Annotated in this window: 19 protein-coding genes, 1 tRNA gene and 2 pseudogenes; 8 read left to right on the top strand and 14 right to left on the bottom strand. The window is 70.5% G+C overall.

All coding sequences use genetic code 11. The annotated features are described in order from the left end of the window. Positions 1–318 precede the first annotated feature (318 nt). The 5 genes from ACQEVU_RS34020 to ACQEVU_RS34000 form a co-directional block, all read right to left on the bottom strand. The gene (locus ACQEVU_RS34020) at positions 319–1,329 is read right to left on the bottom strand and encodes a tyrosine-type recombinase/integrase (RefSeq protein WP_433330856.1); all 1,011 of its coding nucleotides are present in this window, start codon (positions 1,327–1,329) and stop codon (positions 319–321) included. Next, on the bottom strand, positions 1,326–1,775 hold the full coding sequence (locus ACQEVU_RS34015) for an AbrB/MazE/SpoVT family DNA-binding domain-containing protein (protein WP_433330854.1): 450 nt from the start codon (positions 1,773–1,775) through the stop codon (positions 1,326–1,328). Before ACQEVU_RS34015 ends, ACQEVU_RS34020 begins: the two co-directional genes overlap by 4 nt. A 96-nt stretch (positions 1,776–1,871) precedes the next feature. Further along, positions 1,872–1,955: transfer RNA gene (locus tag ACQEVU_RS34010), tRNA-Leu, on the bottom strand. A 176-nt stretch (positions 1,956–2,131) separates the two neighbouring features. Next, the gene (locus tag ACQEVU_RS34005; RefSeq protein WP_433330852.1) at positions 2,132–2,278 is read right to left on the bottom strand and encodes a GPGG-motif small membrane protein; all 147 of its coding nucleotides are present in this window, start codon (positions 2,276–2,278) and stop codon (positions 2,132–2,134) included. A 44-nt stretch (positions 2,279–2,322) separates the two neighbouring features. Continuing rightward, positions 2,323–2,919: a hemerythrin domain-containing protein gene (locus tag ACQEVU_RS34000; protein WP_433330850.1), complete on the bottom strand. Its 597-nt coding sequence runs from the start codon at positions 2,917–2,919 to the stop codon at positions 2,323–2,325. Positions 2,920–3,011: 92 nt separating this feature from the next. Between ACQEVU_RS34000 and ACQEVU_RS33995 the strand changes: the two genes are divergently transcribed. From ACQEVU_RS33995 to ACQEVU_RS33965, 7 genes and pseudogenes are all read left to right on the top strand, one after another. Further along, complete coding sequence (locus ACQEVU_RS33995) at positions 3,012–3,845, top strand: SGNH/GDSL hydrolase family protein (RefSeq protein WP_433330848.1); 834 nt, start codon at positions 3,012–3,014, stop codon at positions 3,843–3,845. Positions 3,846–3,930: 85 nt separating this feature from the next. Further along, a complete protein-coding gene (locus tag ACQEVU_RS33990) occupies positions 3,931–5,232 on the top strand; it encodes a M20/M25/M40 family metallo-hydrolase (RefSeq protein WP_433330846.1) in 1,302 nt (433 codons plus the stop codon). A 37-nt stretch (positions 5,233–5,269) separates the two neighbouring features. Then, entirely contained in the window at positions 5,270–5,971 is a 702-nt protein-coding gene (locus tag ACQEVU_RS33985) for a hypothetical protein (RefSeq protein ID WP_433330844.1), read from the top strand. 199 nt (positions 5,972–6,170) lie between these two features. Continuing rightward, positions 6,171–6,293 carry a hypothetical protein gene (locus ACQEVU_RS33980; RefSeq protein WP_433330842.1) on the top strand — a complete coding sequence of 41 codons (123 nt, stop codon included), beginning with the start codon at positions 6,171–6,173 and terminating at the stop codon, positions 6,291–6,293. A 37-nt stretch (positions 6,294–6,330) separates the two neighbouring features. Beyond that, on the top strand, positions 6,331–6,639 hold the full coding sequence (locus ACQEVU_RS33975; protein WP_433330840.1) for a sigma factor: 309 nt from the start codon (positions 6,331–6,333) through the stop codon (positions 6,637–6,639). Beyond that, a pseudogene (locus ACQEVU_RS33970) lies at positions 6,548–6,778 on the top strand (sigma factor-like helix-turn-helix DNA-binding protein); the annotation flags it as partial. The gene ACQEVU_RS33975 and the pseudogene ACQEVU_RS33970, both read left to right, overlap by 92 nt. 26 nt (positions 6,779–6,804) lie before the next feature. Further along, positions 6,805–6,987, top strand: a complete 183-nt coding sequence (locus ACQEVU_RS33965; RefSeq protein ID WP_433330838.1) for a hypothetical protein — start codon at positions 6,805–6,807, stop codon at positions 6,985–6,987. Between the two features lie 40 nt (positions 6,988–7,027). Here ACQEVU_RS33965 and ACQEVU_RS33960 read toward each other — a convergent pair whose 3' ends face one another. The 8 genes from ACQEVU_RS33960 to ACQEVU_RS33925 form a co-directional block, all read right to left on the bottom strand. Further along, positions 7,028–7,357 (bottom strand): hypothetical protein, encoded by a 330-nt coding sequence (locus ACQEVU_RS33960; RefSeq protein WP_433330836.1) that lies wholly within the window; start codon positions 7,355–7,357, stop codon positions 7,028–7,030. A 200-nt stretch (positions 7,358–7,557) separates the two neighbouring features. Beyond that, positions 7,558–11,454, bottom strand: a complete 3,897-nt coding sequence (locus ACQEVU_RS33955) for a hypothetical protein (RefSeq protein WP_433330834.1) — start codon at positions 11,452–11,454, stop codon at positions 7,558–7,560. A 323-nt stretch (positions 11,455–11,777) separates the two neighbouring features. Beyond that, positions 11,778–12,896 (bottom strand): phosphorylase, encoded by a 1,119-nt coding sequence (locus ACQEVU_RS33950; RefSeq protein WP_433330832.1) that lies wholly within the window; start codon positions 12,894–12,896, stop codon positions 11,778–11,780. Then, positions 12,893–13,090, bottom strand: coding sequence for a hypothetical protein (locus ACQEVU_RS33945; protein WP_433330830.1), 198 nt, complete (start codon positions 13,088–13,090; stop codon positions 12,893–12,895). The genes ACQEVU_RS33950 and ACQEVU_RS33945 overlap by 4 nt, the downstream gene beginning before the upstream one ends. Positions 13,091–13,112: 22 nt before the next feature. Then, positions 13,113–13,727, bottom strand: coding sequence for a GTP-binding protein (locus ACQEVU_RS33940; RefSeq protein WP_433330828.1), 615 nt, complete (start codon positions 13,725–13,727; stop codon positions 13,113–13,115). Continuing rightward, positions 13,708–14,106 carry a DUF742 domain-containing protein gene (locus ACQEVU_RS33935; RefSeq protein WP_433330826.1) on the bottom strand — a complete coding sequence of 133 codons (399 nt, stop codon included), beginning with the start codon at positions 14,104–14,106 and terminating at the stop codon, positions 13,708–13,710. The genes ACQEVU_RS33940 and ACQEVU_RS33935 overlap by 20 nt, the downstream gene beginning before the upstream one ends. Before the next feature lie 10 nt (positions 14,107–14,116). Then, positions 14,117–14,539, bottom strand: coding sequence for a roadblock/LC7 domain-containing protein (locus tag ACQEVU_RS33930; protein WP_433330824.1), 423 nt, complete (start codon positions 14,537–14,539; stop codon positions 14,117–14,119). Positions 14,540–14,585: 46 nt separating this feature from the next. Beyond that, entirely contained in the window at positions 14,586–16,916 is a 2,331-nt protein-coding gene (locus tag ACQEVU_RS33925) for a sensor histidine kinase (protein WP_433330822.1), read from the bottom strand. A gap of 27 nt (positions 16,917–16,943) precedes the next feature. Between ACQEVU_RS33925 and ACQEVU_RS33920 the strand changes: the two are divergent. Next, positions 16,944–18,464: pseudogene (locus ACQEVU_RS33920) on the top strand (hypothetical protein); the annotation flags it as partial. Between the two features lie 196 nt (positions 18,465–18,660). On the opposite strand, the gene ACQEVU_RS33915 reads toward ACQEVU_RS33920, so the two are convergent. Further along, a complete protein-coding gene (locus ACQEVU_RS33915) occupies positions 18,661–19,980 on the bottom strand; it encodes a cytochrome P450 (protein WP_433330820.1) in 1,320 nt (439 codons plus the stop codon). Positions 19,981–19,983 lie beyond the last annotated feature (3 nt).

The raw sequence follows: 19,983 nt of genomic DNA, 5'->3' as shown, positions 1-19,983 counted from the left end.
GGCCACCCCACCGTCCCCGGCCGGAGCCAGCTGGACCACACCCGCAGCGACGGCGACGGCGAGCAGCCGGCCCGGCGACCACCCGAGCACACGAGCCGGTGACCCGTCCGCCAACCGCCCACGCGCGTCGATCGTCGTCACCACGCAATACCACTCCGCAGCCGTCGCCACTGGCCGCAACACCGGCAACGGCAAACCGGCACGGCGGTGCGGCCCAGCGGCGTCAGGAAGGAACGTCACGCTCCCACCCTCCGGCACCGGCGGCCCGAGCGGCACGTGTCATCACGTGCGTCCACGTGCCGGCCGGGCCGACCAGCGTCACACCAGCGGGTGCGGCTCGCCGGTCAGCGCCGCCACCGCCACGGCGAGTTCTTCGATAGTCGCCTTCACGTACGTGGCGGTGCTGCCGACGTCGCTGCCGCGGTCGGTGTGCCCGGCGTAACCGCGGGCAATGGCGTACCCGAAGTTGCGTTCCACCCAGGTCAAGGTCGTGTGCCGCAGCCAGTGCGTGCTGATCTGCTGCGTCGCCACCCACGGCAGCGCCTCACCGATCCGACCCCACAACGTGTCGTAGCGGCGGCGGGTGATCGGCCGGCCATTGCGGTACCGCAACAACGGCCCGTCCGCCGGCGCCTGCCGCTGCTCGGCATGCAGCAGCAGATGCTGCATGAGCGTGGGGGAGACCGGCTGCCAGCGGACCGTGTCACCCTTCTCTTGCAGCCGGATCAGGCACTGCTTCGCGTCGAGATCCATCGGCCGCAGCGCCAGCGCTCCACCGCGGCGGCACGCGGTCTCGGTATGCAGCCGCAGCAGCAGACCGTCGAGGTCCGGATCGTCACTCGTCCGGACCGCGGCCTCGTTGATCTCCGCCAGCCGGGTGTCCGGCACCGCCCGCCGCGTCGACGGCGCCCGCCGCGGCTTGCCAACCTTCAACGCCGGATTCTCACCCTCCGACAACAGCCCGTCAGCGACCGCCCGCCGGTACAGACACCGCAACGCCGAGATCAGGTTCTCCGCCGAACCGTGCCCGCCCCGCGCATTACGCCGCTGCACCCGATTCGCCTTCACATGCTCCGCCAGCCGCTCGATATCCGACGCCCGAACCTCATCAATCCGCCGCTGCGCCCAATGCTCGAGGACCCGGTTCCAATAGCTGTTGTACGCCTTGCGGCTGCCGTCCGTGACCGCCTCCCGCACGACCGGGATGTACTCGGCGAACGTCGGCGCTGCCGGCCGCCCGGCACCGACGAGATCAGCGGGGGAGATGCCCATCCGCGCCAGCAGCAGCCGGGCGGCCTCCAACTCCGCCGGTCCGACTGCGGCGGTCACAGCGGGTCTCCGAGACGGATCGCGTGCAGCTGCTCGACCATCGCGTCGATCGCCTCCGGCGGATGCACGACGATCAGCTTCCGGTCCGGGTCGCCGGCGAGCAGAACCCGGTCACCGGGCCGCAGATCGGCCCACCGCCGGACTGCCACCGGGATCAGCAGGTGCCCGGTCTGGCTGATCTGGAACACGCCCTGCTCGTCCAGGACGGCAACGATCAGGCGACCCTGCTCGCGGACGTGCAGCCGGGTACCGGCCGCCCACCCGAGCGCCCGGACGACCGACGTTTCGGCGACCCGGCCGCGGTTGTCGATCGTGGAGACCGCGTACTGCCACGAGCGCCGTCGGCCCTCCGGCAGCGTTGCGAGGGGGAGCGGCGGCCGGGCGAGCGGACGCTGCGGCTCACTGCCGGCGGATGACAGGATGAGTGGAGCGATCGGGCGCGTCACGACGCGCCCTCGTAGGTGCGCAGAGATGCACATGGCGAGTGCTCAAGAACACTTGAACACTCGCCACCAAAGTAGGGCAGGTATGCCACAAAAGTGTGTCGAAGGGGGGACTTGAACCCCCACGCCCTATACGGGCACTAGCACCTCAAGCTAGCGCGTCTGCCATTCCGCCACTTCGACCGGCTCGACCATTGTACGCGGTGCTTTCGCCCCGCTCGAACGGTCCTGCGACACATTACACGGTCGGGGCGATCTTGACGAATCGGGGGGTCCGCGACACGCGGCGGCCCCCGGCGCGAGGGCGCCGGGGGCCGTTGTCCGAGCGTGGCCGGAGGGGGTGCCGGCACACTCGGGGTCTATGGATGGAAGATGCTGACGCCACCGGGACCGACCAGCAGCGCAACGATGATCAGGATGATGCCCCACAAGATCTGCCGGCGCAGCAGCGCGACGACACCGGCGATGCCGATCAGCACCGCGAGAATCCACAGGATGGTGTACATATCAGTGTGATACCTCCGTCGGTTGATCGATAAACGTCAGGCGCTCAGAGGTCTTCTTCCCATGTCGTACGCCGGGTAAGCGCGTCCATCACCTTGTCCACGACGCCCAGGGCCGGATCGACGACCTTGTTGAGCGGCGGCGTCGACGGCGTGCCGGGGTGGGGGCGGGTCGGGGCGGCCGACCGGGCGATCTCCACGCGGTTGCCGAGGCGGACGAGCTCGCCGCCGGTGCAGCGCTCGCGCAGGGCCGGGAAGAGCTCGTCGGCGGTGCGCCGGGCGTGGGCGTGCACGTGCTCGGTCACCGAGCGCAGGGCGGCCTCGTCGACGCCCGAGTGCAGGCGCTGCAGGGCCACGAGCAGTTCCGCGTCCGCTGCCAGCTCGCGTTCGGCGATGGCGCGGCCTTCCGGGTGTACCGCATAAATGGCCGGATAAAGGTATTGCTCCTCGGCCGACAGGTGCCGGGCCAGGGTCGCCACCAGCACGTCGGACGCGGCGGGCTCGGTCTGCGCGCGGGCGCACAGGCGGTCGAGGGCCGCGTGGTCGGCCTCGAGCAGGTCGATCATGTCGGGGCCGGCCGGCTCGAAGTCCTCGTCGGGCACGCCCGGGACCGGGGGCAGCGGGGGCAGCGGGGCGTCGCTCATGGGCCGCGGGGTACCCGAGCGCCGAATTCTTGAAACGGCAGGTTACTGGCCGGTACCCTCTCATCAACGTACCTCGATGAAGAGGAGCCGCCATGTCGCTGACCTGGCGGGGGTCCGCCACCCTCGCCGCCCTCACCGCCGCACTGCTTCTCGGGACCGCCGTCCCCGCCGCCGCGGCCGCCACCCCGCCGCCCGGCTCCATCGCCTCCATGGGCGACTCGATCTCCCGCGGCTTCAACGCCTGCGGATGGTACGTCGACTGCCCCAGCCGGTCGTTCAGCACCGGCACCGACAGCGGCGTCAACAGCCACTACCTGCGCATCCGGGCCGTCAACCCGGCGATCAACGGCCACAACCTGAACGACGCGAAGTCCGGCGCCAAGGTCGCCGACATGCCGGGCCAGGCCGCGACCGTCGTGAGCCAGGGCGCGGCCTACGTGACGATCCTCATCGGAGCCAATGACGCGTGTACGTCGTCGGAGTCCTCGATGACCACCGTCGCCGCGTTCCGCTCGTCGCTCGACTCGGCGCTGGGCACGCTGAAGTCGGGGCTGCCGGACGCGAAGGTCCTGATCATCAGCATCCCGGACATCAAGCGCCTCTGGCAGGTCGGCAGCGCGAGCTCCTCGGCGCGGTCGGTCTGGTCGCTTTTCGGCGTATGCCAGTCGATGCTGGCCAACCCGTCCTCGACCGCGGCCGCCGACGCCGCGCGGCGGGACCGGGTGCGCCAGCGCGTCATCGACTTCAACGGGCAGCTCGCCGCCGCGTGTGCCGCGTACGGTGCGAACTGCAAGTATGACGGCGGGGCCGTCTTCGGGTACCAGTTCGTGCTGTCCCAGGTCTCCACCTGGGACTATTTCCACCCGAACGCGTCGGGACAGGCGGTGCTGGCCTCGATCAGCTACGCCGCCGGGTTCGGTTGGTGAAACTTTGGGTGGTCCGGCGGCGACACTGGGTAGCCGTCGCCGGACCACCGGAAAAACTGTCAGTGCCGCCTGATATGACTTCTCCATGGACGCCACCGACGAGGTCATCGACATCTGCCGCGACCTGCTGCGCATCGACACCACCAACACCGGCGATCTCGACACGAGCGCCGGTGAGCGGGTCGCCGCCGAGTATGTTGCGGAGAAGCTCGCCGAGGTCGGCTTCCAGCCGGAGATCTTCGAGAGCGCGCCGGGGCGGGCCAGCGTGGTGGCCCGGTTCGAGGGCGAGGACCCCGCGCGTGACGCGCTGCTGATCCACGGCCACCTCGACGTGGTGCCCGCCGACGCGTCCGAGTGGTCGGTGCACCCGTTCGGCGGCGAGCTCAAGGACGGCTACCTGTGGGGGCGCGGGGCCGTGGACATGAAGGACTTCGACGCCATGGTCCTCGCCTTGGTACGGCAGATGAAGCGCGAAGGCCGCAAGCCCCCGCGCGACGTGGTGCTCGCGTTCGTCGCCGATGAGGAGGCGGGCAGCACCTACGGCGCGCAGTATCTGGTGGACGAGCACCGCGCCCACTTCGACGGCGTGACCGAGGCGATCGGCGAGGTCGGCGGGTTCTCCGTGAGCATCGGCGGCGACCAGCGCCTCTACCTGGTCGAGACCGCGCAGAAGGGCATCGACTGGCTGCGGCTGCACGCCAAGGGTCGGCCCGGGCACGGCTCGATGATCAACGACGACAACGCGGTCACCGCGCTCGCCGAGGCGGTCGCGCGGGTCGGCCGGCACAGGTTCCCGGTCGTGCTCACGCCGACCGTGCGCGACTTCCTGGAGCAGGTGTCGCAGGTCCTCGGCATCGAGTTCGACCTCGACGACCCCGAGGCGGCCGTCGGCAAGATCGGGCCGATCGCGATGATCATCGGGGCGACGCTGCGCAACACGGCCAACCCGACGCGGCTGGCCGCCGGCTACAAGGACAACGTCATTCCGGGCCGCGCCACCGCCACGATCGACTGCCGCACCCTGCCGGGGCAGTCGGAGCTGTTCGAGGAGCAGCTGCGGCGCATCGTCGGGCCGGACATCGAGCTGGAGTACATCCACCGCCAGCCCGCCCTCGAGACCACGTTCGACGGCGCCCTGGTCGAGGCCATGTCGGCGGCGCTGCGGGCCGAGGACCCGGGCGCCGTGCCGGTCCCCTACATGCTCAGCGGCGGCACCGACGCCAAGCAGTTCGCGCGGCTGGGCATCCGCTGCTTCGGCTTCTCGCCGGTCCGCCTGCCCGCCGACCTGAACTTCGGCGCGTTGTTCCACGGCATTGACGAGCGCATTCCCGTGGAGGGACTACAGTTCGGCGTGCGAGTGCTCGACAGGTTCCTGCAGCAGTCCTGACCAAAGCTCTTCAATCGATCTCAGGGGGAGTCCCATCATGACCGACCGGCACGCGGAGCTTGACGCCGCGCTCGAGCGCGTGATCGCGGCGGCCCGCGAGCATCTTGCCGCGGTCAAGGCCGCCAACGGGCGGGCCGACGACGACGAGGTGTGGCGCGCCTACGTGGAGCTCAACAACGCCTCCAACAGTTACGACGAACTGCTGCTCGACGAGTTCGGCGAGGTCACCCCGTGGGACGTCGAGGCGATCGACCCGGAGGAGGCCGACCGCCAGCTCGGCGTCGGCATCGGCGGCGTTGACGGCACCGAGGCCGAGGACCCGCACCCGCAGGTCATCTCGGTCCGCCAGCGCCGCGACTACCGCGTCCCGAGCGTCGCCGCCCTGCTCCGCCTGGCCGAGGCCGCCCGCCGCAACAACCCGGGCGACGGCGACACGTCAGCGGTCGAGACCGTCGGCGAGGCCATCCTGGAGCTCATGCAGGCCGGCGACGGCTCGCTCGGCGCCCTGGACATCCCCGAGCTCGAGTCCCTGGACGGCGTCGTCATCGTCGCCGAGGTCGAGACCCCACTCGACCCGGAGACCTACGACGACACGGACGGCACCGGCCCCTTCACCCTCTCCGACGGCGACCGCGTCGTCGACCGCCTCGACGAGCACGCCTTCGTCGACCTGGACGACGAGCTCGCCGAGGACGCCGACGCGTCGGAGCCGGAGGGCAAGACCGCCGACCGCACCTGACGCCACCCGCCACCTGGCCGCGCCTATCGCACCCGGCCAGGTGGCACCGCACCCCGCGCCCGGCCCGCCGCACCCGGCTGGCCGGGCGCACCGCACTCAGCCAGCCGGATCACCGCCCCAGGCCGGCCGGCTCGCCCCACCCGCCCCGCCGGGGGCACCACATCGCATTCGGCGGGACGTGGCTTCGTCGGCGACGAACATGATGGCGTCGAAATCGGGCCGGGACCACCACGGAGCGTTCGGCCGCGGCTGCAACGCCCTCGACGCCGCCACCCGCCGCACCAGCACGGTGAACCGCGCCATCGTCGCGGGCTGGGACTGAACCCGACCCGCTGTCAACGCGGCGGCGGGCTGGGCGTATGTCTTGCAGGAGTGCCGGCGGGCGGGGGGTCACGGTGCGCGACGGCGAGGACTTTACGCAGTTCGTAGAGCGCTGCGCCCATCGCCTGAAGAAGGTCGCGTTCCTGCTCACCGGCAGCGAGCACGACGCCGAGGACCTCCTGCAGATCGCGCTGGCGAAGTTGTACGTCAGGTGGCGCCGCCTCGACCGGGAGGGCGGTCCGATCGCCTACGCCCATCGAGTCCTCGTCACCACCCACGCGAGCGTGCGGCGGCGGTGGTGGTGGGGCGAACAACCCACCGGCGAGGTGCCTGAGCGGGGGCCGTGAACCGGACCCGGCCGGACGCGTCGACGCTGCGCTCGCCCTGCGGGACGCGCTGCTGACGCTCACGCCGCGGCAGCGGGCGGTCGTGGTGCTGCGGCACTACGAGGACCTCGATGAGCGCCGGGTGGCCGAAATCCTGGGCTGCTCGGTCGGCTGCCGAGCGGGTGGGTGGCCTTCGACCTGGCGGCCCCCGGCTACACGGTCGCGGTGCCGTCGGTGCCCGGCGAGGACCTGCCGCCCGGGGTGCACGACCCGCCGGGCGAGTTCGTCCAGCGGCCCGCCAACGGGCCGAAGACCGTGGTTACCGTCCTGCGCGGCGGGCAGCCGATCCTGGAGCATGACCTCGGCTGACCGGCGGCCGCCCGAAGGCGACCACCGGCCAGCGCCCGGATCAGGCGACCACGTCGACGCCGATCGCCTTGAGGATCAGCTCACCGGTGGCGACGTCGTACACGTCGGTATAGACGTCCTTGACGATCGGGGCGATGCCCTGGGCCGCGTTGAACGCGCCCATCGTCGTCCGCTTGGCGGCGGCCGGCAGCGCCGACGCCTGGGCGGCCGTGAGCCCGCAGGTCGGGTACCCGTCCGCGTTCAAGCGGTAGGCCGCGACTGCGCCCGCCTGGGTCATCCACTTGTCCTTGGGCGGCAGGGACGGGTGGCCGTCGGGAACTCCTCGGCCCGGGCCGCGGTCGCGGACGTCGAACCGGCACACTGCCGGCATGGGTATCAACGCATCGACGACTTTCCCGCCGAGGGTGCTGAGTCCACGATGGCAAGGCCGGGCAGCCGCGCTGTGACGCGCCGCCGCGGCCACGAGCCGTCGCGCAGCCATCGATCCCTTTCAACTGCAAGAGATCCACCTGTCATGGCCCGTCCGGCGGTGCCGCGGACTCTCAATGGCGAGGGTCTGAGGCGCCCGGATCAACCACGGCGCCGGAGCTGACGGTTAAGCTCCTGTGGGAATGAACTGTCGACGACCTGCGACCCGGGTCGTTGCGCGATGAGTGCAGCCAGCCATCGTTTCGCTGAACGGTCGCCAGCGCTGACGCGAGCCTGGCACAGCGTGATGGCGCCGCTGAAGTCGCCCAGCGCGGCCATCTCCTCCGCCTTAAGCCGCGCCGCCTCTGCATCCTGCCATTGACGGGGCGCACGGACGGCGGCATCCCCAACGTCAGTTGCCCCGATCGCCGACTGTGTCGCCGCCAACCACTCCGAAGCCCGCAGGTCGGCCGCTTCGCTTGAAGCACGCAGGCTCTCCTCACGAACCTGTGTCGCGAGCGCAACCTCGAGTTGCCGCCGGGCGTAGATATCCCCGGCATCGCTCATGGCCTGCAGCTCCTCCACGGATCCTTCCGCGGCAAGAAGGTCGGCAAGGCGGCGCGCGCAGGCAAGGTCACCTCGGGAGGCACGTTCGCGAAGCTCCTCAACGGCGCCGCTATCGGCGTACAGATCAGCGAGCCGCCGGACCGCTGCAGCATCGTCGGCGTCGGCGAGCGCCCGCAACTCCTCCACGTGCCCATTCACGGCCAGCACCTCGGCCAGCCGCCAGGCCGCCGCCATGTCGCCCTCCTTCGCGCGTGCTCGAAGTGCCTCGACGTCGCCGGTCTTGGCCAGCACGTGCGCAAGCCGGGCGGCCATGTCAAGGTCACCGGCATCCGCCCGGACCCCCAGTTCCGTCACCTGCCCGTAGTCCTCCAGCAGTTGGGCAAGCGCTATGACGGCAGGCCGATCGCCGGCGTCAGCCCGCTCGCGGAGCTGCACCAAGCGACCGTGCTTGACGAGCAGCTCGGCAAGTGCTTGGCCGATCACCGGGTCGGCGGCGTCTCTAAGCCGGACAGCGATGGCACTGTCGACGCGATTTCGCGTCTCCAGCAGATGCACGAACGCCTTGGTGGTCGATTCGTCAGGGTCCGCGATGCTCGGCCACAGTTCGAGCACGTCATCGACCCGCCCGAACGCGATCAGCAGCGCAGCGAGCCGCGCCGCGTCGCCCTGGTCACCGGCTGCCGCTCCCGCCCGCAGCTGACCGACCCGACGATCCAGATTCCGCAACGCGATCATCTGGGCGTCGGCATATCGGTCCGTGTCGGCGGAAGGCCGCCACACCGCCGCGGCGTCGTCGGTCCGGCCTTGGAGCAGATGCAGGTAGGTGAGCCAGGACAGCGCGACGTCGTCGCCTGCGTCTGCCCGTACCCGCCACACCACGATCGCTTCCTCGACGGTCCCTCTGACCACCATTAGGCTCGCCGCCCACTCGGCGGCGGTCCGATCGCCTGCCGCGGCACGGTCCTGCAATACCCGGACAGCGTCGTCGCTGCGGCCCTCGAGGATCAGTGACACCGCATCGCCACGGGCGTCCACAGCATGCAGGTCCCAAGGTTTCGCGGTCCTGGCCAGTTCGATCTGGACATCTTTCGACAGTGCGGCGGCAAGCGCGTCGCCATGGCTCGCCTGCGCCCTCAGGTGCGCGAGCTTGTCGCGGGTCGCCAACAGATAGGACAGGCGCTCGGCCGCGGCCCGTACGGTGACGTGCTCATACAGCGCCGACGATGTCAGGCGGTTCGACTCGTTGATTTCATCGCGGAGCAGACGCTCGACTCGCTGCTTGGCAATCTCATCGCCGGCTTCCGCCTGCTTGAAAAGGTGGTCCTTGTGCGTCTGGCTGGCCAGACGGTCGTGCAGCAGCGCGTGCCGGAACTGCCACGCCGTGCCTGCCTGACGGATCGTGCCACGCTTGTACGCATCCTCCAGGAACGCCCACAGCCGCCATGGCAGCCGGCCGTTCAGGGCAAGATAGCCGTGCGCGACGCGGAAGCTGATCCAGGTACTCAAGCCGGCACGCAGGGCCGCCGCTGTTCCGTAGACAGCCGCTGCGGTGCCGGCGACGACGGCAACGGACCGAAACTGCGCCAGCGGAGAGTCGAGATCCGGAACGTCGAGGTTCCAGGTGACCGCGAGCCTGAGCCACCCGAACTCGAGCCCACCGAAGGCGGTTGCGGCAATGCCCGCGAACTGGGCGGCCGCCATGATTGCCAGCCGCCGGTTCTCCCACACCGTAGCGATCGGGCTGGATCGCCGGATCCTGGACGGCACCCGCCAGCCGACGAGGGCAGCCGTGAGGCCTCCGCACGCCAGGCCGCCAATGCCGCCGAGGACAAGGTCGTGGACGAGGATGCCGACGACCACCCCGTACACGATCCCGAACGCGAACGAGATGCGGACGCCGCCGTGTCGGCGCCACCGTCGAGACCGATACTTCGACGGCAGGTACGGCGGAAATCCGTTCGGCCACATCGACCTAAACGCTCGAGTGGCGTTGATCGCGATGACCGCCGCGGCCGCGAACGCCGCAAGACCCCCATCCGCCACCCCGCTCACCAGCCCCACGACAAGGCCGACCAGCACGGTCGCAGCGATCGCGGGTAGTGCGGAAAGCCATCGGTTCACCCGCCCCGGGTGGATCGACAGCAGGCCCGGCTTAAGCTGCCACCACCAGAAGTCACGCGAGCCGACGCGGAACAACTGGTACGCGAGGCAGCTCAGCCAGCGCCGAGCACTGACCGGGTCGTAGGTCCGCACGCTGCGCCCACGAACCTGCGGGGCGACCTGCTCCGGGATGTAGACGCTCGCCACGAACGTGTCGATCAGAGAATCGGCAAGCGCCGTCCTATCCGCTAACTGCAGCAGCCTGGACGGCTCGGTGTGCGCTGGGCGATATGCGCTGCGGGCGAGCGACACCATCAGCGGCGTCGACAACACCGCCGCGAGCGGCCCGTCCGGCTCTTGGCGCAACCGGTCGAATACCGGCTGCCATCGGGGCAGGCCCGGCGCCGGATTCGTCAGGAACTCGATCGCCTGCTCCACGTCGACCGGCTCGATCTCAACCACCGCGGCCCGGGAGATGACGACACCGCTGCCGACGACTGCCTGCTCGTACTCGCGGCTCCGACAGGTCACCACCAGGGCGCGGTCGTCGGCCGCGAACGAGTCGAGCGCCTGCACCGCCGCTGCATGGCACCCGCTCGGCACCTCGTCGAGGCCGTCGATGATCGGCAGAATCCCGCCCTGGGACAGCAAGGCGTCCGCCATGGTTCGACCGTCTGCAACGGACCTGCCAAGAAAGGTGAACTCCTCCCGCAACCGGCGCAATAGGAACGCCTCGATCGCCTCCTCCACGGGATTCCAGGAAGCGACCTGCAGCAATACCGGCACGGCGGCTCCGACGCGCCGCCTCTCGATCAGCTGCAAGGTCAGCAGTATCGCCAGCACACTTTTGCCAGCCCCCGGCTCACCCAGGACGACCAATTGCTTACGTGGGAGCTCGACGAATCGTTCCGCGATCTCGTCGACGTTGCCATGCAGCGGCAAGGTATGCCAATCCGCTGCCGAACCGTCGGACACCACCATCTGCCGGCTCGCCGCTACCGCCCGTCCCGTGGACGACCAGCGCACCCGAAGAGGCACCGGCTGCACCACCTGCCGGTGGATCGCCTCCTGCTGCCACTCCCTGCGGACTTCCTTCGCCAGGTCCTCCATCACAAGCGCAACCGCAGGATCTACGGAATTGCCACGGTGATCCCCGAGACTGCCCTGATACAGAACGTCCGCGAGGTCGCCACGGGAGATCGCCAGCAGAGCTGTCGGAAGGTCGTCGAGCCGCTTGCGCTGCTCGAGCCAGTGCCAAGTGTCCAGAGGCTCGTACCCGGTGCGAAATCTCCGTTGCTCGTACGGCGGTACCCCCAGGCATGTGACCAGGTCGATCCAGTCGTCACCGAGCCTCGTGCAGAACTCCCGCTGCGCATCCGTCGAATAGGACATGGCCAGCCGAGCACCACCTTAGTCGAGATCGCTTCACGAACCAATGCATGATCGACGCCGTCGGCGGCAGCTGTTCTTGAGAGCTCATCCGACGTGTCACGAAGCGCAGCGGCCGAAAGGATCGCGATCGGCACCACCGAGCCGCGAGCATGATAACGCTTGCCACATTGCGGCATCCGCACTACTGAGGCGCCACGGTTGTATCGTCGTTAAGCATTGACTGGCTTACTCAAGGAACCTTTCGACAGTGAGCCTCTTCCAACGCGACCTGGCTGGTCAGGTGCGGGTGTCGCAACTTTCCTGATCCACGTGCCGAGGCTTGACTACTGGCCGAAATGGTTGGTCTGAACGTTGTGATCACCGATCCGGACGCCCTGGCCGCCAGTGATGTTGACCGTGTAACGGCCGGGCGTGCCGCTGACGGCGGCGGGCTGGGCGTCCGGTTCGCTACCGGCGCTGTCCAAGACGGTAAACGCGAACGCGGCCGCGTGCCGGGCCGCCGCCGACCGCCGGTGTTCGTCGCCGACCGGCTCGTCGACGCCGAGCATCTCGCTGATGCCAAGAACGGCCAGAGCCTCGGTGCGGCGTCCGAGGTACGCCCCGTGTAGCAGTCCTTCAAACCCCGCGGCGACTGCATCGCTACAGCACCGGCGCAGACGTGCGGCAGCCGCTGATCGGTCTTCGCCGACGACATTGCCGATGGGGACGACCGGCCTGATGACCGCTCGCGGCGGGGTGGCAGGGCCCGGCGGCCGGATCTGCCGCTGCCACCGGCCGTGCCGCGCCACCAGCCGGGCGTGCTGCTGGAGCCGGTGTCCTGGCGCGTGCATCTTGACCTCTGGTGGGTATTCCTCGCCCGCGTCATGATCATAGATAGCGTCAGCGGCGACCACGTCGCCTGGCGCGAGATCCTGCAGGCCGCCGGCCACCCCGACCAGCAGGACCGCATCCGGCTGGAATGCGGCGCTGGCGCGGCCGATTGCCGCATTCGCGGTCACGCCGCCGGCACTGATCTCGGCGATGGCCACCTTCCAGTTGCTGCGTTCGCCAGCGAACGTCCCGATTTCGAACAGCGTGCCCCGTTCCTCCCTGCGTGCCAGTTGATCGAGTTCCTCCTGCAGGTGGCCCGTCACCGCCAGCGTCTCAGCGTCATACGTGGTTAAGACCACCGCTGTCCGCTCGGGCAGGGGCCGAGCCGGCATTTCACGGCCGGCCGGGGCGGCACGGGTCAGTTCCGCGAGATCGTCGCGCCCGATCGCTAGCAGGGCGGGGCCGAGTTCGGCCAGCTTGGTCCGCTGCTCCAGCCATTCCACAATCATGCGCGCCTCATTGCCCTGGATGAAACGCTGCCGCTGCCATGCCGGGATCGCGAGATAGTCAGCGAGTTCGTGCCGGCTGTCGCCGAGACGGCGGTACAGCTCAAGTCGTTGCTGTGGCGTCATGCGCGGCGTGCCTTCCTCTTGCGGGCCGTGCCGTGTCTGCTTCCCATGGCCCGCCGGATCTGGCGCAGCGCGTCATCGGTGAGCAGCGCATCCTGGTGTTCGGGGCCGAGTATCTCGCGTTGGTCCGCCCATAGCGTCCGAAGAGCGATCTCGGCCTGCACCGGGTTGCCCTGTTGCCATTCGTTGGCCGCCATCTCATGGGCTGACCGGGGGGCGCTAGGACGTCGCGGCGCCGGTGCGCTGGAGCTGGGCCCGCTGCTGGGCATGCTTCAGCAGCGTGATCAGGACGGACTTGACCGATTCGCGGCTGCGGGCGTCGCAAAGGACGACGGGGATTTCCGCGCCGAGGTCGAGGGCCACGCTCACCTCGTAAGGCTCATATTGGCGGGCGCCGTCGAAGCAGTTGACCGCGACGATGAACGGCATGCCGATCCGCTCGAAGTAGTCGATCGAGAGGAAGCTGTCTTCGAGGCGGCGGGTGTCCGCAAGGACCACGGCGCCGAGCGCGCCGACCGCGAGCTCGTCCCAGACGAAGAAAAAGCGGTCCTGGCCGGGGGTGCCGAACAGGTACAGCACCAACTGACTGCTGATGGTGATGCGGCCGAAGTCCATGGCCACCGTGGTGGTCGTCTTTCCGGCGACGCCGGTGAGGTTGTCGATGCCGACGCCGGCCTCGGTGAGCGTCTCCTCGGTGCGCAGCGGCAGGGTTTCGCTGACCGCGCCGACGAGCGTGGTCTTGCCGACCCCGAAGCCGCCCGCGACGAGGATCTTCGTAGCCTGGGGCACGATTGGCGCGGCACCGCGGGCCGCGCTAGAGCTGTCGAATGCCACGGATCACCGCTTCGAAGAGGTCGTCGGACGGGGGAGTGGCGGCCGGGTTCGGGTTGTGCGCTCGGATGAGCATCCGGCCGAGCAGGTCGCCGAGCAGGACCCGCACGATCCCGACGGGCAGGTCGAGGAAGGCGGATAACTCGGCGACGGACTGCGGTTGCTGGCAGAGCTCGACAAGGGCGTGGTGCTCCGGGCCGAGCCCTACGTCGGCCGCGGTGAGGGTACGGCCGGCCACGACGATGGTGATGAGGTCGAAGTCGCCGGCGAGAGGTTCGGTGCGGCCGCGGGCAATGGCGTACGGACGGACAACGGGTCCGGCATCAGCGTCGACCCACAGGTCGTCGTCGTGTTCTTCCGGCGTGTTGTAGGGCGTCGTCATCGTCGTCGGGTCACCCCCCGCTCGCCTGGTAGATGTGCGGCCGGGGCTGTGCGGCCAGGTGCTCTTCGGCGCGGGTGATGAGCATGGCCATCTCGTACGCCACCAGCCCGGCATCGGCGTCCGGGCCGGCCAGGACGGTGAGGCAGGCGCCGTGGCCGGCGGCCATGACGAACAGGAATCCCTTGTCGTACTGGATGATGGTCTGCTGGATCGGGCCGACCGGGAACCGCGTCGCGACGCTGCGGGTCAGGCTCTGCATTCCCGAGGCGACCGCGGAAAGGTGCTCGGCATCATCTCGGCCGATCGCGTCGGAGGAGGCGATGCGAAGGCCGTCGGCCGAGAGCACGACAGCATGCTGCACGTCGTCGATGCGGTGGACGAAGTCCTGCATCAGCCAGCTCAGGTCGTGGGGTGCCGTCGAGTCCTGTCCCACGATGGGGTCCTCTCTATGCTGTCGGTGATCGCCGGGGAGAGCGGCGTCACGGCTGCTCATCAGTTGCGGTCGCCGCTGAGGCGCCCGCCGGCGTGGTCTGTTCCGGCCTGGGCAGGCGGCCGGCCTGCTTCAGGCCCGCCTGGAAGGCGCTGACCGCTGTTCTCATGCGCTCCGGCTCGGGCGTCGGAGCGCTTGAAACTGGGCTGCCGGGAGTGACCGAGTCGGCGGCGCTGCCGCTCGCGGCGTGCTGGGCCGCCCTGCGCTGGCGTCGTGGCAGGCCGAAGACCGTGGCCGGCGGGGCGGCGTCGGCGCTCGCCGATGCCGGTGGCGCCGGGCTGATGGCAGGTTGCAGGTCCCGATCCGGGATGACGGGCGGGACCGGGCGGCCGACGGCGGCGGCCGGTGCTGCGGTTTCGTCGGCGTCGGTTTCCTCGGCGGGCGCGTCGAGCGCGGCTAGCGGTTCGGCCTGCTCGCCGCCGGTCGGGACGATGAGCGTATTCGGGAACAGCACGATCGCGGTGGCCCCGCCGTACGGCGAGTGCCGCAGTTGTACGCGTATGCCGTGGCGGTCGGCGAGCCGGCCGACGACGTACAGGCCGAGCCGGACCTTGCCGGTCAGCATGAACTCGGGCGTGTTGGTCAGCTGCTCATTGGCCTGTTCGAGCGCCGCATCGCTCATGCCGAGGCCGCGGTCCACGATCTCGACCACGTAGCCGTTGCCGACGACCTGGCCGCTGACGTCGACGCTGGTGTGCGGCGGGGAGAACGACGCGGCGTTCTCGATCAGCTCGGCCAGCAGGTGTACGGCGTCGGCGACGACGCGGCCGGCCAGGCCCGCCGCCGGGATCTGATGGACGTTGACGCGACCGTAGTCTTCGATCTCCGCGAGCGCGGCGCGGACCACGTCGACCATCGCGACCGGCCGGCGCCAGGTGCGGCCCGGCTTGCCGCCGGCGAGCACGATGAGGTTCTCCGCGTTGCGCCGCATCCGGGTGGCGAGGTGGTCGACGCTGAACAGCCGGGCCAGCGCGGCCGTGTCGGTTTCCTGCCGCTCCATGGCGTCCAGGGTCCGCAGCTGGCGGTGCACCAGGGTCTGGGTACGCCGGGCCAGGCTGTAGAACACGTCGCGGACGCTCTGGCGCAGCTCGGCCTGCTGCACGGCGGCGCGCACGGCGCTTTCCTGCACGGCGTTGAATGCCCGGCCGACCTGACCGATCTCGTCGGTACCGAACTCCAGTGGCGGCGCCTCGGCGGTGACGTCGACCGTCTCGCCGCGGCTCAGCTTCGCCATGACGGCGGGTAGCCGCTGGCCGGCCAGTTCGTCGGCGGCGTCGCGCAGCCGGATCAGCTGGGCGAGCAGCTTCCGGGCGGTGGTGATCGAGATGACGATCGAGGCGATGACGGCGATGAGGCCGAGGCCGCCGGCCAGCAGGAGCCGGACGATGACACCGATGACGGCGGGCGTGGCGCGCTGCAGCGTCTGGTCGGCGGACACCAGCTCGAACTGGCGTAGCTCATCGGTGGCGCCGCTGATCGCGGCCGTCCATTCGGCAATGGTGACCGGGGCGGCCGAGCCCGGCCGGGCGTTCGCGATCACCTTGTCCTCGACCGCGCGCAGCCTCGTCAACGCCTCGTCGGCGATAAGCCGGTCGTACTGCTCACGCTCCGGGCTCGGCAGGTCGGCGGACGCCTCCGCGTAGGCATAGCGCGCCACGCTCACCAGGCCGGCGAAGTCGGCTGGCTCCGTGCCGGTGAACCGGCCGACGGCGAAGACGCCGGAGAGCAGGGCGTCCTCCTGCGACAGGGTTTCGCGGGCGCGGGTGAGCGCGATGAGCGTGCGGGACTCCTTGGCGATCTCGGGGTCGTCCAAGGCGGAGATCGATCCGTACACCCGGAACGCGGCATCGATGATTTTGGTGTAGTCGCCCGCGGTGCTCGATGCGGGCGCGGCGGTGCTGGCGTCGAGGGCGGCCCGTTGGTCGGGGAGCCGGTCCAGCAGAGCCGTCAGGTCGCGGATGCGGGTCTTGAGCGTGCCGTCGGCCGCCAGGGACACGCTGGTTGCGGCGGTGTTGGTGCGGAAGGTGGCGATCGCCTCGTCGGTGCGTTTGCGTTGCTCGCCCAGCGCCTGACGCTGGGCGTCGCGGTTGGCTGCGCTGGCGTGGTAGATCACCGACAGGCGCCGTTCCGCCTGCAGCGCGGCGACCAGCGACTCGGTCGGCCGGCCGACGCCGCCGTCGAGGCTGCTCACCCACAGCACGTTGAGTCCTTCGCGCAGCGTCACCCACGCCGCGAAGGCCCATAGCGCCACCAGCGACAGCAGCAGAGCGATGACCTTGGAGCGTAGCCGTGTACCGCGTTGTTTACCGGACCTGCGCATGCTTACCAAGTTCATTCACCCGTCCCGATGCGAGGCTGGGAATGCGACCGTTGGTGTTCAGCGGGCCGCGCCGGACGTCACCGAATGGGCAAAGCCACCCGGCGGACACAGGCGGGGAATGTATCAGTCTCAGCCGAAGTCGTACACTCGGGTCCTTCGAATGGGTGCCGATGCGTGGTGGGATATTCCTTGGGCAAAGACGTCAATGCAGGCCAGTTGCTTCCCGATCACGATGAGACCGCCGAAACATTGATCGCCGAGACCGCCGCTGACCCGCATGGCGCGGTTTCCGCATCGGTCTACGACACGGCAAGGGTGATCAGTCTCACCCCGTCGCTGGCGGGCCACGCCGCCCGGCTGGAATTTCTCCTGGCGACCCAGGGCGACGACGGCGGCTGGGGCGAGCCGGACGGCTACGCCCTGGTGCCCACGCTGAGCGCCACCGAGGCCATGCTCGCCTGCCTGTCCCGGCCGCCGGCGGCCGTCCCGGCGGCCCGGATGCTCGCCGCGGCACGGCGTGGCCTGGCCGCGCTGCAGTCCTGGTCCGGCGCCCGTGCCCCCGTGCCGGACACGATCGCGGTCGAGGTCGTCGTGCCCGCGCTGATCGATGCGATCAACCGCCACCTCGACGCGCCGATCTCCGAGATCGGGGCGGTGGCCCGGCTCGCGGTGCCGGAGGGCATGGACCCGAACGCGGTGCATCGGGTGACCGCCCGGCTCGGCCAGGGCGCGGTCATCCCGCAGACGTGGTGGGCGTCGCTGGAGGCGCTCGGCCCGGCGGCGACCCGCTCCGCCTTGGTGCGGCCCCACGAGGACGGGATGATCGCCTGCTCGCCGGCGGCGACCGCGGCGTGGCTCGGCGACGGACCCGACCGCGACGCGCCGGGCGCCGCAGCCGCCGCGCGCTACCTCGAACGGCTGCAGTCCGACGGCGGCGGGCCCGTCGCCGGCGTCTCGCCGATCACCTTCTTCGAACGGGCCTGGGTGCTCTCGGCGCTCCCGGCGGGCGCCGCGGCCGCCGCCGGCATCGCGGACATCCTGGACAGCCTGGACACGGCGCTCGGCGTGGCCGGAGCGCCGGCGGGACCGAGCCTGCCGCCGGACTGCGACGACGGCGCGGCCGTCATCACCGCTCTGCACCGCCACGGCCGGCCCCGGCCCGTCGACGGGCTGCTCGGCTACCACACCGGCGAGTACTTCCGGTGCTTCGAGACCGAGCGGACCCCATCGGTCAGCACCAACGCCCACGCGCTGGAGGCGCTGCACGAGGTGATGGCGGCCCGGCCCGGTGAGCGGGCGCGGCTGACCCCGTTCGCCGACTCCACCGCGGCCTGGCTGCTCGAGGCCCAGCATGAGGACGGCTGCTGGTGGGACAAGTGGCACGCCTCGCCGTACTACGCCACCACCGGCTGCGTCGATGCCCTGCGACCCCGCACAGACCCCGGCGCCGTCCGGGCAATCGACCGGGCGGTCGCGTGGACGCTGGCGACGCAGCACCCCGACGGGTCCTGGGGGCGCTGGGGCGGCACCGTGGAGGAGACCGCGTATGCAGTACAGACGCTGGCCAAAGGCCCTTCGAGCCTGAACGTCGCGGCGGCGGTCGCGGCCGGGGCGCAGTACCTGCGCCAGCACCCGGGCACCGGCCCCCAGCGGGGCCTGTGGCACGCCAAGGACCTCTACGCCCCGCTCCGCGTCATCCGGGCCGCCCGGCTCGCGGCCCTGGCCGCCGCGCAGCAGCTCTCCGTCAGCGGCGCTGCAACAGCAGCGTCCCGGGCCGGCGGGGCCGCAGCGCAGCCGTTGCCCGCGCCACGAGCGGACCCGACCCGACCAGCGTCGGCCGGTAGCGGGCCAGGACAGCCGCGACGATGAGCTGCGCCTCCGCCATGAAGAGGTGATTGCCGAGGCACTGGTGGGGGCCGCCGCCGAAGGGCAGGTACGCGTAGCGGTGACGCCTCCCGGCCTGCGGCGCGAACCGGGCCGGGTCGAACCGGGCCGGCTGTTCCCACAGGTTCGGCAGGCGGTGCATCACGTACGGGCTGATCAGCACCGTCGCGCCGGCCGGGATCGGCGCCCCGTCGACGACGTCGGGCTCGGCAACGGTCCGCGGGATCAGCCAGCCGGCCGGAAACAGCCGCATCGTCTCCTGCAGCACCATCTTGGTGTAGCCCAGCCCGTCCAGATGCGCCTGCGTCGGCGCCGACCCGCCGACGACCCGGTCGACCTCGGCGGCGACCTGGGCCGCGACGTCCTGGTGTGCGTCGAGGACCATCCACAGCCAGGTGAGGGTCAACGCCGTCGCCTCGGTGCCGGCGACGAACATCGACACCACGTCGTCGCGGACCTGCCGGTCGGTCAGCGGCTGGCCGTGCTCGTCGCGGGCCGCGACGAGCAGCGACAGGATGTCGTGCCCTCCGGCGCCGGCGTCGCGCGCCCGCCGAACGTGCGGGTACACGATCGCGTCGATCTGGCGGACGGCCCGGTGGAATGCCTTGTCGCCGGGCAGGCGAACCGAGTCGGGGACGAACGGCAGCGCGATGCGCCAGCCCAGCGCGGCGAACGCGGTTGAGATGGCGGCGCCGAGCACCCCCGCCTCCTCGGCGCTGACCCGGTCGGCGAAGAAGGCCCGGATGAGCGCGCGGAACACCACCCGCGTCATCCCCTCGACGAGCGCGACCGGCCGGCCGGCCCGTCCGTCGGCCTCGAGCTCGGCGACGGCGCCCTCAATGGCGTCGGCCATCGTGTCGAGGACCGCTGTGACGCTGCGGGCGGTGAAGATCGGTTGCAGCAACGATCGGCTGCGCTGCCAGTTCGGACCGTCGCTGGCGATGCCGTCGCCCTCCAGCCGGCGTAGCGGCTTCCACAGCATGCCCTCACGGACGTACTGGGCCGGCCGTTCGCGTAGCGCCCGCTGGACATGGTCGGGGTTGGTCAGCAGCAGCGGCCGGACCACCCCCAGGTTCAGCCGCACGATCTCGCCGCCGCTGGCCGCGCCGATGCGCTCCAGGGCGGTCAGCGGATCGCGGGCCAGGGCCGGGACGGCTCGCCACGGTGCAACGCGCTGCATCTG

Origin of the sequence: Dactylosporangium sp. CA-139066, from assembly GCF_050936175.1 — a bacterium.
Taxonomy (GTDB): Bacteria; Actinomycetota; Actinomycetes; order Mycobacteriales; family Micromonosporaceae; genus Dactylosporangium.
The sequence above is the reverse complement of the archived record's forward strand: the minus strand, read 5'-3'. Positions and strand labels throughout refer to the sequence as shown.

Bases quoted from the DNA above. Each gene is read 5' to 3' on its own strand.
- ACQEVU_RS34005 (WP_433330852.1), bottom strand. From the start codon at position 2,278: ATGTACACCATCCTGTGGATTCTCGCGGTGCTGATCGGCATCGCCGGT.
- ACQEVU_RS34000 (WP_433330850.1), bottom strand. From the start codon at position 2,919: ATGAGCGACGCCCCGCTGCCCCCGCTGCCCCCGGTCCCGGGCGTGCCC.
- ACQEVU_RS33995 (WP_433330848.1), top strand. From the start codon at position 3,012: ATGTCGCTGACCTGGCGGGGGTCCGCCACCCTCGCCGCCCTCACCGCC.
- ACQEVU_RS33990 (WP_433330846.1), top strand. From the start codon at position 3,931: ATGGACGCCACCGACGAGGTCATCGACATCTGCCGCGACCTGCTGCGC.
- ACQEVU_RS33985 (WP_433330844.1), top strand. From the start codon at position 5,270: ATGACCGACCGGCACGCGGAGCTTGACGCCGCGCTCGAGCGCGTGATC.
- ACQEVU_RS33980 (WP_433330842.1), top strand. From the start codon at position 6,171: ATGATGGCGTCGAAATCGGGCCGGGACCACCACGGAGCGTTCGGCCGC.
- ACQEVU_RS33975 (WP_433330840.1), top strand. From the start codon at position 6,331: ATGTCTTGCAGGAGTGCCGGCGGGCGGGGGGTCACGGTGCGCGACGGC.
- ACQEVU_RS33960 (WP_433330836.1), bottom strand. From the start codon at position 7,357: ATGCCGGCAGTGTGCCGGTTCGACGTCCGCGACCGCGGCCCGGGCCGA.
- ACQEVU_RS33955 (WP_433330834.1), bottom strand. From the start codon at position 11,454: ATGTCCTATTCGACGGATGCGCAGCGGGAGTTCTGCACGAGGCTCGGT.
- ACQEVU_RS33950 (WP_433330832.1), bottom strand. From the start codon at position 12,896: ATGACGCCACAGCAACGACTTGAGCTGTACCGCCGTCTCGGCGACAGC.
- ACQEVU_RS33945 (WP_433330830.1), bottom strand. From the start codon at position 13,090: ATGGCGGCCAACGAATGGCAACAGGGCAACCCGGTGCAGGCCGAGATC.
- ACQEVU_RS33935 (WP_433330826.1), bottom strand. From the start codon at position 14,106: ATGACGACGCCCTACAACACGCCGGAAGAACACGACGACGACCTGTGG.
- ACQEVU_RS33925 (WP_433330822.1), bottom strand. From the start codon at position 16,916: ATGCGCAGGTCCGGTAAACAACGCGGTACACGGCTACGCTCCAAGGTC.
- ACQEVU_RS33915 (WP_433330820.1), bottom strand. From the start codon at position 19,980: ATGCAGCGCGTTGCACCGTGGCGAGCCGTCCCGGCCCTGGCCCGCGAT.